The sequence below is a fragment of the Lacinutrix sp. MEBiC02404 genome (genome assembly GCF_053601575.1).
Genome location: NZ_JBSHNV010000220.1, coordinates 409,843 through 423,041, shown reverse-complemented (window position 1 = coordinate 423,041; position 13,199 = coordinate 409,843). Strand labels below are relative to the sequence as shown.

Annotated in this window: 11 protein-coding genes; 5 read left to right on the top strand and 6 right to left on the bottom strand. The window is 33.7% G+C overall.

What is annotated here, in order from left to right:
- Positions 1–9: 9 nt before the first annotated feature.
- Positions 10–1,239, bottom strand: a complete 1,230-nt coding sequence (locus ACVCXO_RS16320; RefSeq protein WP_452230657.1) for a hypothetical protein — start codon at positions 1,237–1,239, stop codon at positions 10–12.
- Between the two features lie 2 nt (positions 1,240–1,241).
- On the bottom strand, positions 1,242–1,748 hold the full coding sequence (locus ACVCXO_RS16315; protein WP_452230656.1) for a hypothetical protein: 507 nt from the start codon (positions 1,746–1,748) through the stop codon (positions 1,242–1,244).
- 397 nt (positions 1,749–2,145) lie between these two features.
- Between ACVCXO_RS16315 and ACVCXO_RS16310 the strand changes: the two genes are divergently transcribed.
- Genes ACVCXO_RS16310 through ACVCXO_RS16295 form a run of 4 tightly spaced genes read left to right on the top strand, consistent with a single transcriptional unit; the run spans position 2,146 to position 5,711 of the window.
- Complete coding sequence (locus tag ACVCXO_RS16310) at positions 2,146–3,261, top strand: CNNM domain-containing protein (protein WP_452230655.1); 1,116 nt, start codon at positions 2,146–2,148, stop codon at positions 3,259–3,261.
- A 2-nt stretch (positions 3,262–3,263) separates the two neighbouring features.
- A complete protein-coding gene (locus ACVCXO_RS16305) occupies positions 3,264–3,737 on the top strand; it encodes a methylated-DNA--[protein]-cysteine S-methyltransferase (protein ID WP_452230654.1) in 474 nt (157 codons plus the stop codon).
- 58 nt (positions 3,738–3,795) lie between these two features.
- Positions 3,796–4,947, top strand: coding sequence for a serine hydrolase domain-containing protein (locus ACVCXO_RS16300; RefSeq protein ID WP_452230653.1), 1,152 nt, complete (start codon positions 3,796–3,798; stop codon positions 4,945–4,947).
- A 50-nt stretch (positions 4,948–4,997) separates the two neighbouring features.
- Positions 4,998–5,711: a 3'-5' exonuclease gene (locus tag ACVCXO_RS16295; RefSeq protein WP_452230652.1), complete on the top strand. Its 714-nt coding sequence runs from the start codon at positions 4,998–5,000 to the stop codon at positions 5,709–5,711.
- Between the two features lie 327 nt (positions 5,712–6,038).
- On the opposite strand, the gene ACVCXO_RS16290 is transcribed toward ACVCXO_RS16295, so the two are convergent.
- A complete protein-coding gene (locus ACVCXO_RS16290; RefSeq protein ID WP_452230651.1) occupies positions 6,039–8,918 on the bottom strand; it encodes a GEVED domain-containing protein in 2,880 nt (959 codons plus the stop codon).
- A gap of 166 nt (positions 8,919–9,084) precedes the next feature.
- Between ACVCXO_RS16290 and ACVCXO_RS16285 the strand changes: the two genes are divergently transcribed.
- Positions 9,085–10,776 (top strand): ABC transporter ATP-binding protein, encoded by a 1,692-nt coding sequence (locus ACVCXO_RS16285; RefSeq protein WP_452230650.1) that lies wholly within the window; start codon positions 9,085–9,087, stop codon positions 10,774–10,776.
- A gap of 232 nt (positions 10,777–11,008) precedes the next feature.
- On the opposite strand, the gene ACVCXO_RS16280 is transcribed toward ACVCXO_RS16285, so the two are convergent.
- The 3 genes from ACVCXO_RS16280 to ACVCXO_RS16270 form a co-directional block, all read right to left on the bottom strand.
- Positions 11,009–11,653 carry a hypothetical protein gene (locus ACVCXO_RS16280; RefSeq protein ID WP_452230649.1) on the bottom strand — a complete coding sequence of 215 codons (645 nt, stop codon included), beginning with the start codon at positions 11,651–11,653 and terminating at the stop codon, positions 11,009–11,011.
- Positions 11,654–11,839: 186 nt separating this feature from the next.
- Positions 11,840–12,493, bottom strand: a complete 654-nt coding sequence (locus ACVCXO_RS16275) for a CoA transferase subunit B (protein ID WP_452230648.1) — start codon at positions 12,491–12,493, stop codon at positions 11,840–11,842.
- A 3-nt stretch (positions 12,494–12,496) separates the two neighbouring features.
- Positions 12,497–13,198: a CoA transferase subunit A gene (locus ACVCXO_RS16270; RefSeq protein WP_452230647.1), complete on the bottom strand. Its 702-nt coding sequence runs from the start codon at positions 13,196–13,198 to the stop codon at positions 12,497–12,499.
- Position 13,199 lies beyond the last annotated feature (1 nt).

The following is a 13,199-nucleotide window of genomic DNA, read 5'->3' as shown; positions in this document are numbered from 1 at the left end:
ATTTAAATTTTATTTCGTAAATGATGACTCTCCCAAATCTAAACCCCAATTAATTCCAATAATTGACACCAAGTTATTATCTACAGGGAAATCTTTACCGAAACCTCCAACAATACTCATTTTTTTTGACAATTGATAGGTGATATTACCCACAGATCTATATTGTTCACCAAAACCTTCTCTTGCTATATATTCATAAGAGAGTCTAAATTTGTTAATGTCAAACTCTACTTTTCCACCATAATCCCAAAAACTAGTATCAAAATATCCATCTGCATTTAAATTAAACCCATCATCCACGTACTTTCCAATAGCCAACACATGAATATAATTCTTATCGCTAAACTTAAGTGCTAAATCTAAAGACACCCAAGCTCCTATTCGTCTAGCGGTATTAGAATCAATATTACTATCTTTAAATAAAATACTATACGCAGCTGCACCATCAATTCTTAAAAGAGGTTTTATGGTTTTGGGATTAAAAACAAAGTTAACAATACGTTCGCTTGCTTCTTCAAAATAATCCTTCACTAATTCAGCGCTATTATTATACAAACTAGCATACTGAGGTAATTTTGATAAAAAAGATTTTCCAGCATCCAAATACTCTTTAGGAATCACTTTGGTATCTATATAAGCTTTTGATTGAATTTCATCTGGCGCACCTAATGGAGAGCCATCTGCTTTCAATGTACCAGCAAGAAAATCATTGAATACCTCTAATATATTTTTAGAGAAACCTGTATCCATAGCATTCACAACTTTAAGAACTTCTCTTGTTCTTTCTTTACCATAATATTCAAATATAGTTCCACGACCTCCTATAGCAAGAACTTTTTTAGCTTCATCAAAGCCATTAAATTCCTTCTCTAAATAGGCAATAGAAATGGAACTATTTGTTGAAAAAGCTTTAAAAGGACTAATCTTTGCTTCTGCATCACTTTTTTTAATTCCTCTATACGCTTCATAAGAAGTGTCTTGTTCTCCAAAAATCCAATATGGATTAATTTCAACTGCAATATTACTGTTAGAAAAACCATTAGACAAGTAAAGTCCTAAACTCTTTAAATTATCTGGTGTATTAATTGCCGAAGGCGTTTCATCTAGTATAGAAAATGCTGGATTTGAAACACTCTCGAAATTGAAATCATTGATGCTTTTTTTGACAGTATTATCATCTTGTGCATATGTAAATACAAATGAAAAGCATAGTACGAAACTAACTAATATTGTTCTCATAATTAAAGATTTAATGTGGACACAAATGCTTTGTGATGTTCTATTATATTTTCTTTTAAAACTATTTTTATTCTTTTTACAACAGTGAATTTTGCTCCACTTCCATTATGATATTCCCCTGAAAAATCTAGAAAAGTGGAAAAATATGTATGTCTATTATCTTGATCAAAAATACTATTTCTTATGCTCGTTGCCTGCATAATTTTTTCCTTATTAGCTAATTGTCCGGAATCCACAAAAAATTGTGTGGTAATATCTAAAATTGCTTTTTCAATAGTTTGTTCTTTTCCGAATTTACAGCTGTCATCTGTGTCTCTTGGCAAAATATCAAAGTCATTTAAGTCACTTTCCTTTCTTAAAAAAAAGGATACAGGTCCAAAGCGTTTTGCCATAGATGTGTATGTAGAGTTGACATTGATTTTTTGATTATTACTGAAGGTTTCAAATGTTTCCATCTTTTTTGGTTGTTTAATGTGTACTACTTGTTTTAAGTCTATTATATCTGCCATGTTCTCATTAAGTAATGGAACATAACTTTGTCTTTAAATGATGCTACTAAACTAAGTACTATAGGGAAAGAATACCATACCCAATAAAAGGTATATTGGTACTAATTTACAAAAAAATAGTACAGTATTTTTTTTACCTAGCTATTTATTAGTCAACTACCTCAACTTCACTTTATGCTAGATGTAAAATACGCGACATTATTTAAGTGACAACAAAAAGGATAATTAATACTATTTATAGAAACAAAGCAACCATTAAAGTAAACTCACCTATAAATTACACGAATAAATTTACTTTTCATCGCAATTTCAAAAGGTTAAACAACCTATTATCTTGAAGTCTATTAATATAAATAGGATTTTGTAAATTAGCCAAAACAAAAATCTAAAACCAACTATGGGAGTACTCCTATTTTACGCATTTATTTCAATATTTTTTTCTTTTTTATGTTCTATTTTAGAAGCCGTTCTTTTAAGTGTTACACCAACATTTATTAACCTAAAAAAACAAGAAGGGAAAGCATTTGCAACCGAATTAGAATTACTAAAAAAGGATGTAGACAGACCATTAATTGCTATTTTAACCTTAAACACAATAGCGCATACAGTAGGTGCTATTTTAGTTGGTGTACAAGCAAAAGTAGCTTATGTAGAACTTTATGGTAGTCAAACAAAATCCATATTTGGTATCGAGTTTACAGAAGATTTAATGGTTGGAGTCGTTTCTTCAATAATGACGATTTTAATATTAGTAGCTTCAGAAATTATACCAAAAACTGTTGGTGCTACCTACTGGAAAAGCTTAGCTAATTTTACTACAACAGCGCTAAAAGTTTTAATATTCCCACTTAAATGGACAGGTTTATTATGGCTATTACAACTTACTACAAAACTTATTGGAGGCAAAGGACATGGAAGTGTTTTAAGTAGAGAAGGCTTTTTGGTTATGGCTGATATGGCTCACGAAGAAGGTGTATTTGAAGGTAATGAAAGTAAAATCATTAAAAACCTTTTAACCTTTAAAGAGGTATTTGCAAAAAATGTGATGACGCCTCGAACCGTTATGAAATCGGAGAACGAAAATACCACAGTAGAAGATTTTTTTAATAGAAATATGAACCTTCGTTTTTCTAGAATTCCGGTGTATTCGGAAACAGAAGACAACATAAAAGGACTCGTTTTAAAAGACGAAATTTTTAAAGAAATGGCTTTAGGAAATGGCTCTAAAAAGTTAATCGAATTAAAAAGAGATATCATAATTGTAGAAAGAAACCTACCAATACCTACGCTATTTGAAAAACTAGTAGAAACTAGAAACCACATGGCCTTAGTGGTGGATGAGTACGGAAGCGTAAGCGGAATTGTAACTATGGAAGACGTTATAGAAACCCTTTTAGGTATGGAAATCATGGACGAAAGTGACAACGTAAGTGATCTTCAAAGTCTGGCAAGAAAAAGTTGGGAAGCACGTGCTAAAAAACTTGGTATCATAGACGAAAACAACCCAGAATAACAATGGAAGAATGCACTATCAAAACCCCTTTAGGTTTCACCAAAATAACAGGTGACATAGATGGTATTGCATCCATTATTGTTTTAAATTCGGATGAAAAAGTAACCGATATTATTCCGCAAGAACTAGAAGAATGTGCTATACAACTGCAAGAATATTTTAACAGAGAACGGCAGCAATTCAGCTTTAAAACCAACGCTCAAGGTACCGATTTTCAAAAACGTGTTTGGAAAGAATTGTTAACTATTCCCTTTGGTAAAACCACCTCCTATTTGAAGCTATCGCAACAACTTGGTGATGTTAAAGCCATTCGCGCAGTAGCAAATGCCAATGGCAAAAACCCACTATGGATTGCCGTTCCTTGTCATCGTGTAATTGGTAGTGATGGCTCACTAACGGGTTACGCTGGAGGGTTACAGCGCAAACAATGGCTTTTAGAACATGAAAGCCATTACAAACAAGAAAGTCTTTTTTAATTCCTTCTAAATTTTTTAATCAGAGAAAATATTCTATATTTAATAATTATATTACCTTATGAAAATAATAAAAAAACTAATTAAAGTACTTGCTATCCTTTTTGCATTACTAATTGCAACCCTTTATATTACAGATACAGACTACTTAATAAAAGCGGTTCGTACCATTTATATGCAAGGTTATACTACTGCTTTTTTAGACGATTATAAGAAATTTGATAACCAAGTTATAGAAAACGGGACACCGCAACTTTGGCCAAATCATAAAATGTATAACAAAGTAACAGAAACGGAAACGTTGCAAAAGGCCAATAAAGATTGGGGAACCATTGCTTATGTTATTATTAAAAATGATAGTGTTTGGTTTGAGAATTATTACGATGGCTATAACAAAGACTCAAAATCTAATTCTTTTTCTATGGCAAAAAGCTATGTTTCTGGTTTAATGGGAAAAGCTATTATGGAAGGTTATATAGAAAGCTTAGACCAACCTGTTTGTGACTTTCTACCTGAATTCTGCGATGGAGATGCAGCAAAAATGACGGTTGGAGATTTAAGTAGTATGGCATCTGGAACCAATTGGGATGAAGCATATTATTCCCCACTATCTATAACCACACGTGCGTATTTTGATGACGATCTTGCCAAGGTAATGAATGGTTTAAAAGTCGTTACAAAACCAGGACAAGCCTTTAAATATGCAAGTGGAGACACGCAAATGTTAGCTATGGTAATAGAGAAAGCGACAGGAAAAAAAGCATACAATTACTTAACAGAAAGCTTTTGGAAACCATTAGGTAGCGAAAACCCAACCCTTTGGCAAGTAGACAGTGAAGATCATGATTTAGTAAAAGCATATTGCTGCATTGCAAGCAACGCCAAAGACTTTGCGCGTTTTGGAAAACTATATAAAGACCATGGAAAATGGAATGGGAAACAAGTATTAGATTCTGCTTTTGTAGCGAAATCTTTAAAACCTCGTTTTCCTGCAAGTCCAGAATATGGATATGGTTGGTGGTTAAAAACCCAAAACGAAAAAGATTTTTTCATGATGCGTGGCCACTTGGGGCAGTACGTAATTGTACAACCAGAAGACAATGTGATTATTGTGCGTTTAGGACACCAAAAATCGCCGGATGCTGGAATTGGAGCGTATACCAAAGATATTTCTTTATACATAGAAGAAGCGTATAAGATGATGAATAACTAAGATTATTGCTGGAGTTTATCTGAAGCATAATCGAAAGACTAAAAGCAAATATGATTAGCAAACTCCATTTAGAAGACATTTTATTTTTAGATATTGAAACGGTTCCGGAAACAGAGAAGTTTTCGGAATTAGATAAAACCAAACAAGAACTTTGGGATGCCAAATCACGTTACCAAAGGAAGGAAGAATTTACTGCGGAAGAATTTTATGATCGTGCAGGAATTTGGGCAGAATTTGGTAAAATAATATGTATTTCGGTTGGCTATTTTGCTATTCAAAACGATATAAGAACTTTTAGAGTTACCTCTTTTTATGGTGAGGAACCTAAACTTTTAAAAGACTTTAAAAACCTACTGCTTTCCCATTTTAGTCAGAATAAACATTTATTGTGCGCACATAATGGTAAAGAATTTGACTTTCCGTATATCGCAAGACGTATGATTATTCACAACATAGAATTACCATACAAACTAAATTTATTTGGCAAAAAACCTTGGGAAGTTCCGCATTTAGATACGCTGGAACTTTGGAAGTTTGGTGACTATAAAAACTATACTTCTTTAAAGCTACTGACTAATGTTTTAGGAATTCCTTCACCAAAGGATGATATTGATGGTAGCGAAGTATATCGTGTATATTATCAAGAAAAGGAAATAGACCGGATTGTTGTTTACTGCGAAAAAGATACCATTGCTGTTGCTCAAATATTTTTAAGACTTCGTGGGGATGCGCTACTTCATGACAATGAGATTGTTCATATTTAGTATTGCAAAAAGGATGGAACGGTTTGTTTGAAATCCTTTTTTTTAGTTTTGATACCTCTCTAAATAAAGTATAATAGTTTCTATTTCTTCGAAAGATCTTCCTATAGGAAAGAGCTAAAAAAAAGATTGAGTAGTGACAGCCTGATTTTTTTCCTTCAAAAAAATTTGCCCAAAAACAAAAACAGCTTCCGTCTCTTCGAGCCACCTTCCTCAAGGAACAAAAACACCTTCCGTCTCTTCGAGCCACCTTCCTCAAGGAAGGATATAAAAAAAGCCCAGAGCTTTCACTCTGGACTTTAAAAAAACTAATTCTTGGGGATTACTTGTTTATTGTTTAATAAACTTTTTAACCTTCGTTTTCTCCCCAATATTTAATTGCAAAATATACATACCTTGTTGCAATTTAGACACATTAATCGTGTTGGTATATCTTCCATTAATCACCGTTTGTCCTAACAGGTTTTTAATCTCGAAACTTTGTGCTTCTAATCCTACTAAACGCACATTAAGCGTTTGCTTAGCCGGGTTAGGATACAATGTAAACGGATTATCTAAAGTATTCACTGTAGATGCAGTAAAATAATTAGAAGCGGAACTTGATGCACCTCCAACACAAAATGTTGTGGTTTCAGAGTTCGTAAAAGAACTTCCGCTTACTAATACCGTTCCTCCGCCGGTTAAAGAATAAGATCCATTTCCGTATGAACAGCAAATACCGTCTCCGTAAACATCACTAATTGTAAAAGAATAACATCCTGCTGGTAAGGTTTCATTAATATTTAATGTAGAACCATCGGCTTGACTTGCGTATGTTCCTCCAGATGCTACAACACTATTAGAGTCATCTGTTATTGTCCAAGATGTTTCTTCTGGATAATTATCAAAAGTAATAGATAAGGTAACGTCTGTACTACTACCTGAAGATCCACCACTTGTAGATAAGCTTACTGCATCTACTGCCATATCGCCTTGCCAAGTAGTTCCTGTAACGCCATTAAAACGTAATTGAACTGTTGCTCCTACATACCCAGATAAATCTACAGATGCTGTTTCCCAAGCATTTCCTTGATTTCCAGATTTACTCCAAACACTTGTCCAAGAGCTTCCGTTATTACTACTTGCTTCTAAAGCTAAACTTCCCATTGCAGAAGCACCATACATATGATATGCAAAAGCGAATGTAGCTTGCGTTTCTCCGTTTAAATCAAAACAAGGAGAATTTAAAATGGCTCTTTTAGTAGAATTGTTAGGCGAAGAAGATTCCATAAAAATATATTGAGAACCTTCTGATGCACTAGTTGGACCTGTGTTACTAGAAGGAGTTGCTCCAGATTTTCTTGTCCAATTAAAATCGTCACCGCTACTTTGTGTCCAAGATCCAAAACTAGATTCAAAACCTTGATTATATGGGAAAGAGCTAATAGCTCCAGAACAACCTGTCGTACTTGCTGGGCTTACCACTATAGATCTAGATACTTGGTTTGCTGCATTACCTGCTGCATCACTAACATTATAGTTTCTTGTATAGGTTCCTGCAGTATTTGTATTTACAGTTCCTGTTACTACAATACTAGAAGTCAAGTTTCCATCTATATTATCTGTAGCTGTAGCACCCAATTCTGTATAAGTGTCTCCAACGGTTAAATTAATGGTTGCACTTCCTGTTAAAGAAATAACTGGCTTCACCGTATCTGCTACTCCTGCAGTAATATTTACCGTATAATCTTCTACTTCTCCATAAGAGAAAGCTTCGCAAGAAGTTGGTAGACCATTATATTTCATGGAAACACGCATTCTCTTGTCGCCACTTGCAGTTCCTGTTGGTACTGTAAAAGTCCCACTTCCTGGTGTTACTGATGAAGCAGCTTTAGAGAATATTTGTTCTCCAGCATCTGTAAAATCACCATCGTCATTATAATCTATCCATGCTGCATACCCTTCGCTATAAGTAGATCCCGTCCATGTAGGTGTTACTGTTAAGGTATAACTTGAACCTGTATCTAAATCTGTAGAAACACTTGTGAAATCTGAATATAATTGCGCTCCAGAAGCATTGTTAATAGTACCTACTTGCACTCTAGAAATATATTCATCATTTGAATTATTTCCTTGCGAATCGCAATATTGGGTTCCAGTTTGACATGGTGCACAAGAAGAACCTCCACAATCTATTCCTGTTTCATCTCCATTTTGAATACCATCGGTACATGTTGGTGTAGTTCCTGTTGCTCCACATTTATCAGATAATGCTAAAGTACGTCTTGCTCCTCCTGCCTCTAACACAGCGCGCATTCTTGTTTTTTGTCCTTGTGTGAATAAGTTCATACACGAGTCATTGGTATAATCCATATAATTCTCCACCATATCTGTTGAAGAACAAGAAGTTTGACCCGTTGGACAACCATAGTTTGAAGTTTGATGTGTTGGTGTATCACTTACAAAATCATTACCACAATTAGAATCTCCCCAAATATGACGAAGATTAAAATAATGTCCTATTTCATGCGTCGTAGTTCTACCTCCATCATAAGGAGAAGTAACAGCTCCTGTTGTACCAAAAGCATTGTAAATCATTACTAAACCATCAGTCGCAGCTGAACCTCCTGGGAATTGCGCATAACCTAAAAGGTTAATTGTTTGTCCTCCAGAAGTTGTTGTCATTTTTGGAACAATCCACATGTTTAAATACTCCGAAGTATTCCAAGGATCTATTCCTCCTGAAGAAGCACTTTTAGCTTCATCATTTGCACCCCAATCTTGACGTGTAGTTGATTTTCTAGTAATACCTGTTGTAGCATTTCCGTTAGGATCTACTGTAGACAAACAAAATTCTATTTGTGTATCTGCGGCTTGTGACCAAGTACTGTTCGCATCTGAATTAGTACGTCTAAAATCTTCATTTAAAACATCTATTTGTGACTGTATTTGTGCTTCACTAATATTTTCTGTGCTATTTCTATATAACACATGTACTACTACTGGAATGGTAATGATACTCCCATCTACTCGATATGCACTACTATTATTTTCTAATGCTTGGATTTTTGCTTGCGTAAAATTTTCTATTTCCGTCATTCGCTGTTCCAATTGCGGATCCAATTGCTTTCTATATTCCAGGTTTTCCATAGTAGCACATCTTCGATCTTGAGCGAAAATGGAGACAACCATCAAAAAACACATAATTGATAATGTAAAGTTCTTTTTCATGCGAATGTTATAATTTTTTGGTTAATATTCTGATGAAAGTAGTGTTTTTGATTTAAAAAAATAAATAATTAATAGCTTTTCGACGAAATACATTTTTTTTGTAAAAAAACAGCTATATTTTACGGTTTTCCCGTAATTTTTCTGACTAAAAAAGCTATTTTTAACCATGTTAAAAAACAAAATACTTGCTATTAAAAACCTTTCTATTTCCTTCTATAATAAAAAGGAAGAAAAAGAAATTATCCACAATATTTCTTATCATTTAAATGAAAATGAAATATTAGGCATTGTTGGTGAATCTGGTTCTGGAAAATCTGTTTCTACATTGGCAATATTAGGATTATTACCAAAAAACATATCCAAAATCACCAACGGAAGCATTTTATATAAAAACGCAGATCTAACAAAATTAGACGCAAAAGGGTTTCAGAAAATAAGAGGAAAAAAAATATCTATTATTTTTCAAGAACCAATGAGTTCTCTAAATCCCTCTATGACTTGTGGAAAACAAGTTCTTGAAATTGTTTTACAACACACTAGTTTAACTAAAACCAAAGCCAAAGCGCATGTGATTTCGCTTTTTGAACAAGTAAAGCTTCCTATTCCTGAAACCACATATAATAAGTACCCGCATGAAATATCTGGCGGACAAATGCAACGGGTTATGATTGCCATGGCTATTGCTTGCGAACCGGAGATTTTAATTGCTGACGAGCCCACCACCGCATTGGATGTCACAGTACAAAAAGATATAATTCTACTTTTAAAAGAATTGCAAGCAAAAACCAAAATGAGTATTCTTTTTATTACACATGACCTTTCTTTAATATCTGAAATTGCACATCGCGCATTAGTCATGTATCAAGGTAATATTGTAGAACAAGGCAGCATAGAACAAATATTTAAAAATCCGGAAAACAATTATACCAAAGCTCTTATAAGTTCTAGACCTTCTTTAAACACCAGACTAAAAACACTACCTACTATTCAAGATTATCTACAAGAAACCACATCGAAAGAAATAATAACTACGGAAGAAAGGAAAAAACATCATGAAGCTATTTATAGTAAGCCTCCCTTATTAGAGGTTATAAATTTGGAAAAAGAATATTTTAGCACTTCTGGTTGGTTTCATAAAACGGAGGGTTTTAAAGCTGTAAACGATGTGAGTTTTAAATTATATGAAGGCGAAACCTTAGGATTGGTTGGCGAATCTGGTTGTGGAAAATCTACGCTTGGTAAAGCTATTTTACAATTAGATAAAGCTACAGCTGGAAATATTTTATATAAAGGGCAAGATATCACTAAAATTTCTGCTGCAGAAATGCGAGTGCTTAGAAAAGACATTCAAATTATTTTTCAAGATCCTTATGCATCCTTAAACCCAAGACTAACGGTTGGTAATGCTATTTTAGAACCAATGAAAGTGCATCATCTATATAACACGTATACTGAGAGAAAAGAAAAAGTTCTAGAAATCTTACATAGAGTTGGTTTGGATGCGGATGCATTTAACAGATATCCACATGCATTTTCTGGCGGACAAAGACAACGTATTGGAATAGCTAGAACTATTGCTTTGCAACCAAAACTGATTATTTGTGATGAATCTGTTTCTGCTTTAGATATTTCTGTGCAAGCGCAAGTACTAAATTTATTAAATGAATTAAAAACAGATTTTGGTTTTACCTATATTTTTATCTCACACGATTTGGCTGTGGTAAAATATATGGCAGATCAATTGCTAGTAATGAATGCTGGTAAAATTGAAGAGTTAGATGATGCAGATGTAATTTATAACAATCCGAAAAAGGAATACACAAAAAAGTTAATTCACGCTATACCCAAAGGGTTATAGCATGAATACTTTTTTTGTTAAATATAATAAGCTCGCCATAAATTTGAATGTGTTCTTTAGTTTTTTAAAAAGTTTTAAAAAAAATAAATCCGTATTCATAATTCATAATTTTAGGTTAAGTCTATGTTAGACTCGGGTTATTATATTTGGTACATTTGGGGACTCCAAAGATGTAACTTATTTTAGAATTATCAGTTAAAAAGCATAATAAATCGATGAAATACCTAAAATTTTAACGTTTCAACCAGTTTCTAGGTTTGTTCTTCTTTTTTTTAGTACTTAATACATGTTCTACAGCATAATAACTTCTACCATAATTAGAGCGTTTATCTTCTCCCAATCTTTTTGCTATCTGATTCGTCATTTTAACTACAAAGACTTCTTCTGCATTAGGAAATGATAAATCATGACCATCATAATCTACTTTTTCCCCTCTAGAAGAATGATCCTTCTTTCTAGCATGATAATCTTCGGTTTCATACAATTCATTATAACAATGTATCAGTTCATGGCTAAATAAAGCCAAAGGAGAATTGAAGCCCTTATTTCGTTTAAACCATTTTTTTTTATGGTTTTTTCTAAATACAGCGCCATGTGTATCATAAAACATAATGGCATTATGTGCATGGTAGTATGCGTTTTTATTCCCCGGAACTATAGAAATATGGTTTACTGTATCTGCTATTAAAACATCTATGATATCGACTCTTTTTAACTCGTAATCGTCTTCAAAAGAAATCGTTAGCGTATTATTTTTCACTAAAAAATCTAATGCAGTGGTGGTGTTTCTCACAAAACGATCTGTTATCGTTTCATAATCTCGATCTTCTTTATATTGATAGTTAAAAAACTCTCCGCTAAGGGATTTTATTTTCATTCCGAATATTAAAGACTTGTCTGAATTTCATTTATTCTATTACCTTAAATCGGAAAAACGGAATTCAACATAAGTGATTTACAATAATAGCTTGCTTTTTACAAGCTCATTTAATTTTCCGTTTCTATTACTTAAATAGGAAAAATAGAATTCGCTATTCTTGATAAAACAAAACGAGAAACCTTTTTACAAGCTCATTTCAGGAATATCTCCCTCCACAATTAAAGTACCTTCTGTAGCATTTTGAATATCTTCCACAGAAACTCCTGGAGCACGTTCTAACAGTTTAAATCCGTTTGCCGTTACTTCTAAAACAGCAAGGTTAGTGACAATCTTTTTTACACAACCAACTCCTGTTAAAGGAAGACTGCAATTTTTAAGCAGTTTAGATTCGCCTGCTCTATTGGTATGCATCATGGCAACAATTATATTTTCGGCACTGGCAACTAGATCCATTGCACCTCCCATTCCTTTTACCATTTTCCCTGGAATTTTCCAGTTGGCGATATCTCCATTCTCTGAAACCTCCATAGCGCCAAGAATAGTAAGATCTACATGTTTCCCTCTAATCATAGAAAAGCTCATCGCAGAATCGAAAAAACTAGCACCAGGAAGCGTCGTAATGGTTTGCTTACCTGCGTTTATAATATCTGCATCTTCTTCCCCTTCAAAAGGAAATGGCCCCATTCCTAAAACGCCATTTTCACTTTGAAATTCCACTTCTATATCATCTCTAACATAGTTTGCTACCAGCGTTGGTATACCAATACCAAGGTTTACGTAGTAACCATCTTGTACTTCTTTTGCAATTCGTTTTGCAATTCCTGTTTTATCTAACATAATTTAATTTCTTTGTCTTACTGTTCTCTGCTCAATACGTTTTTCATACTTAGCACCTTGAAAAATACGTTGTACAAATATTCCTGGAATATGAATTTGGTTAGGGTCTAGCGTCCCAACAGGAACTAGTTCTTCTACCTCAGCAACGGTAATTGTTGCTGCTCCGCACATATTAGGATTAAAATTTCTAGCCGTTCCTTTAAAGATTAAATTTCCTGCTGCATCTCCTTTCCACGCTTTTACAAAAGCAAAATCTGCTTTAAAAGCATGTTCTAATACATACATTTTACCATCAAACTCTCTGGTTTCTTTTCCTTCTGCCACTTCCGTTCCATATCCTGCTGGCGTATAAATTGCAGGAAACCCAGCTTGTGCGGCTCTACAACGTTCTGCTAATGTTCCTTGTGGAATAAGTTCTACGTCCAATTCACCAGAAAGCATTTGACGCTCAAATTCTGCATTTTCACCAACATAAGAAGAAATCATTTTTTTGACTTGTTTTTGATGCAGCAATAAGCCTAAACCAAAGTCATCAACTCCTGCATTATTTGAAATACAGGTAAGTCCTTTTATGTTTTTCTTTACTAATTCTGCTATAGAATTCTCAGCAATACCAGAAAGACCAAATCCACCAAACATAAAAGTCATGTTGTCTTGAACTCCTTGCAATGCTTCTTGTACAGAATCTACTTTTTTATTAATCATT

What these genes read in the sequence shown, in the direction of transcription:
- ACVCXO_RS16315 (WP_452230656.1), bottom strand. Translation starts at nt 1,748, where the DNA reads ATGGCAGATATAATAGACTTAAAACAAGTAGTACACATTAAACAACCA.
- ACVCXO_RS16300 (WP_452230653.1), top strand. Translation starts at nt 3,796, where the DNA reads ATGAAAATAATAAAAAAACTAATTAAAGTACTTGCTATCCTTTTTGCA.
- ACVCXO_RS16310 (WP_452230655.1), top strand. Translation starts at nt 2,146, where the DNA reads ATGGGAGTACTCCTATTTTACGCATTTATTTCAATATTTTTTTCTTTT.
- ACVCXO_RS16275 (WP_452230648.1), bottom strand. Translation starts at nt 12,493, where the DNA reads ATGTTAGATAAAACAGGAATTGCAAAACGAATTGCAAAAGAAGTACAA.
- ACVCXO_RS16290 (WP_452230651.1), bottom strand. Translation starts at nt 8,918, where the DNA reads ATGAAAAAGAACTTTACATTATCAATTATGTGTTTTTTGATGGTTGTC.
- ACVCXO_RS16295 (WP_452230652.1), top strand. Translation starts at nt 4,998, where the DNA reads ATGATTAGCAAACTCCATTTAGAAGACATTTTATTTTTAGATATTGAA.
- ACVCXO_RS16305 (WP_452230654.1), top strand. Translation starts at nt 3,264, where the DNA reads ATGGAAGAATGCACTATCAAAACCCCTTTAGGTTTCACCAAAATAACA.
- ACVCXO_RS16280 (WP_452230649.1), bottom strand. Translation starts at nt 11,653, where the DNA reads ATGAAAATAAAATCCCTTAGCGGAGAGTTTTTTAACTATCAATATAAA.
- ACVCXO_RS16285 (WP_452230650.1), top strand. Translation starts at nt 9,085, where the DNA reads ATGTTAAAAAACAAAATACTTGCTATTAAAAACCTTTCTATTTCCTTC.
- ACVCXO_RS16270 (WP_452230647.1), bottom strand. Translation starts at nt 13,198, where the DNA reads ATGATTAATAAAAAAGTAGATTCTGTACAAGAAGCATTGCAAGGAGTT.
- ACVCXO_RS16320 (WP_452230657.1), bottom strand. Translation starts at nt 1,239, where the DNA reads ATGAGAACAATATTAGTTAGTTTCGTACTATGCTTTTCATTTGTATTT.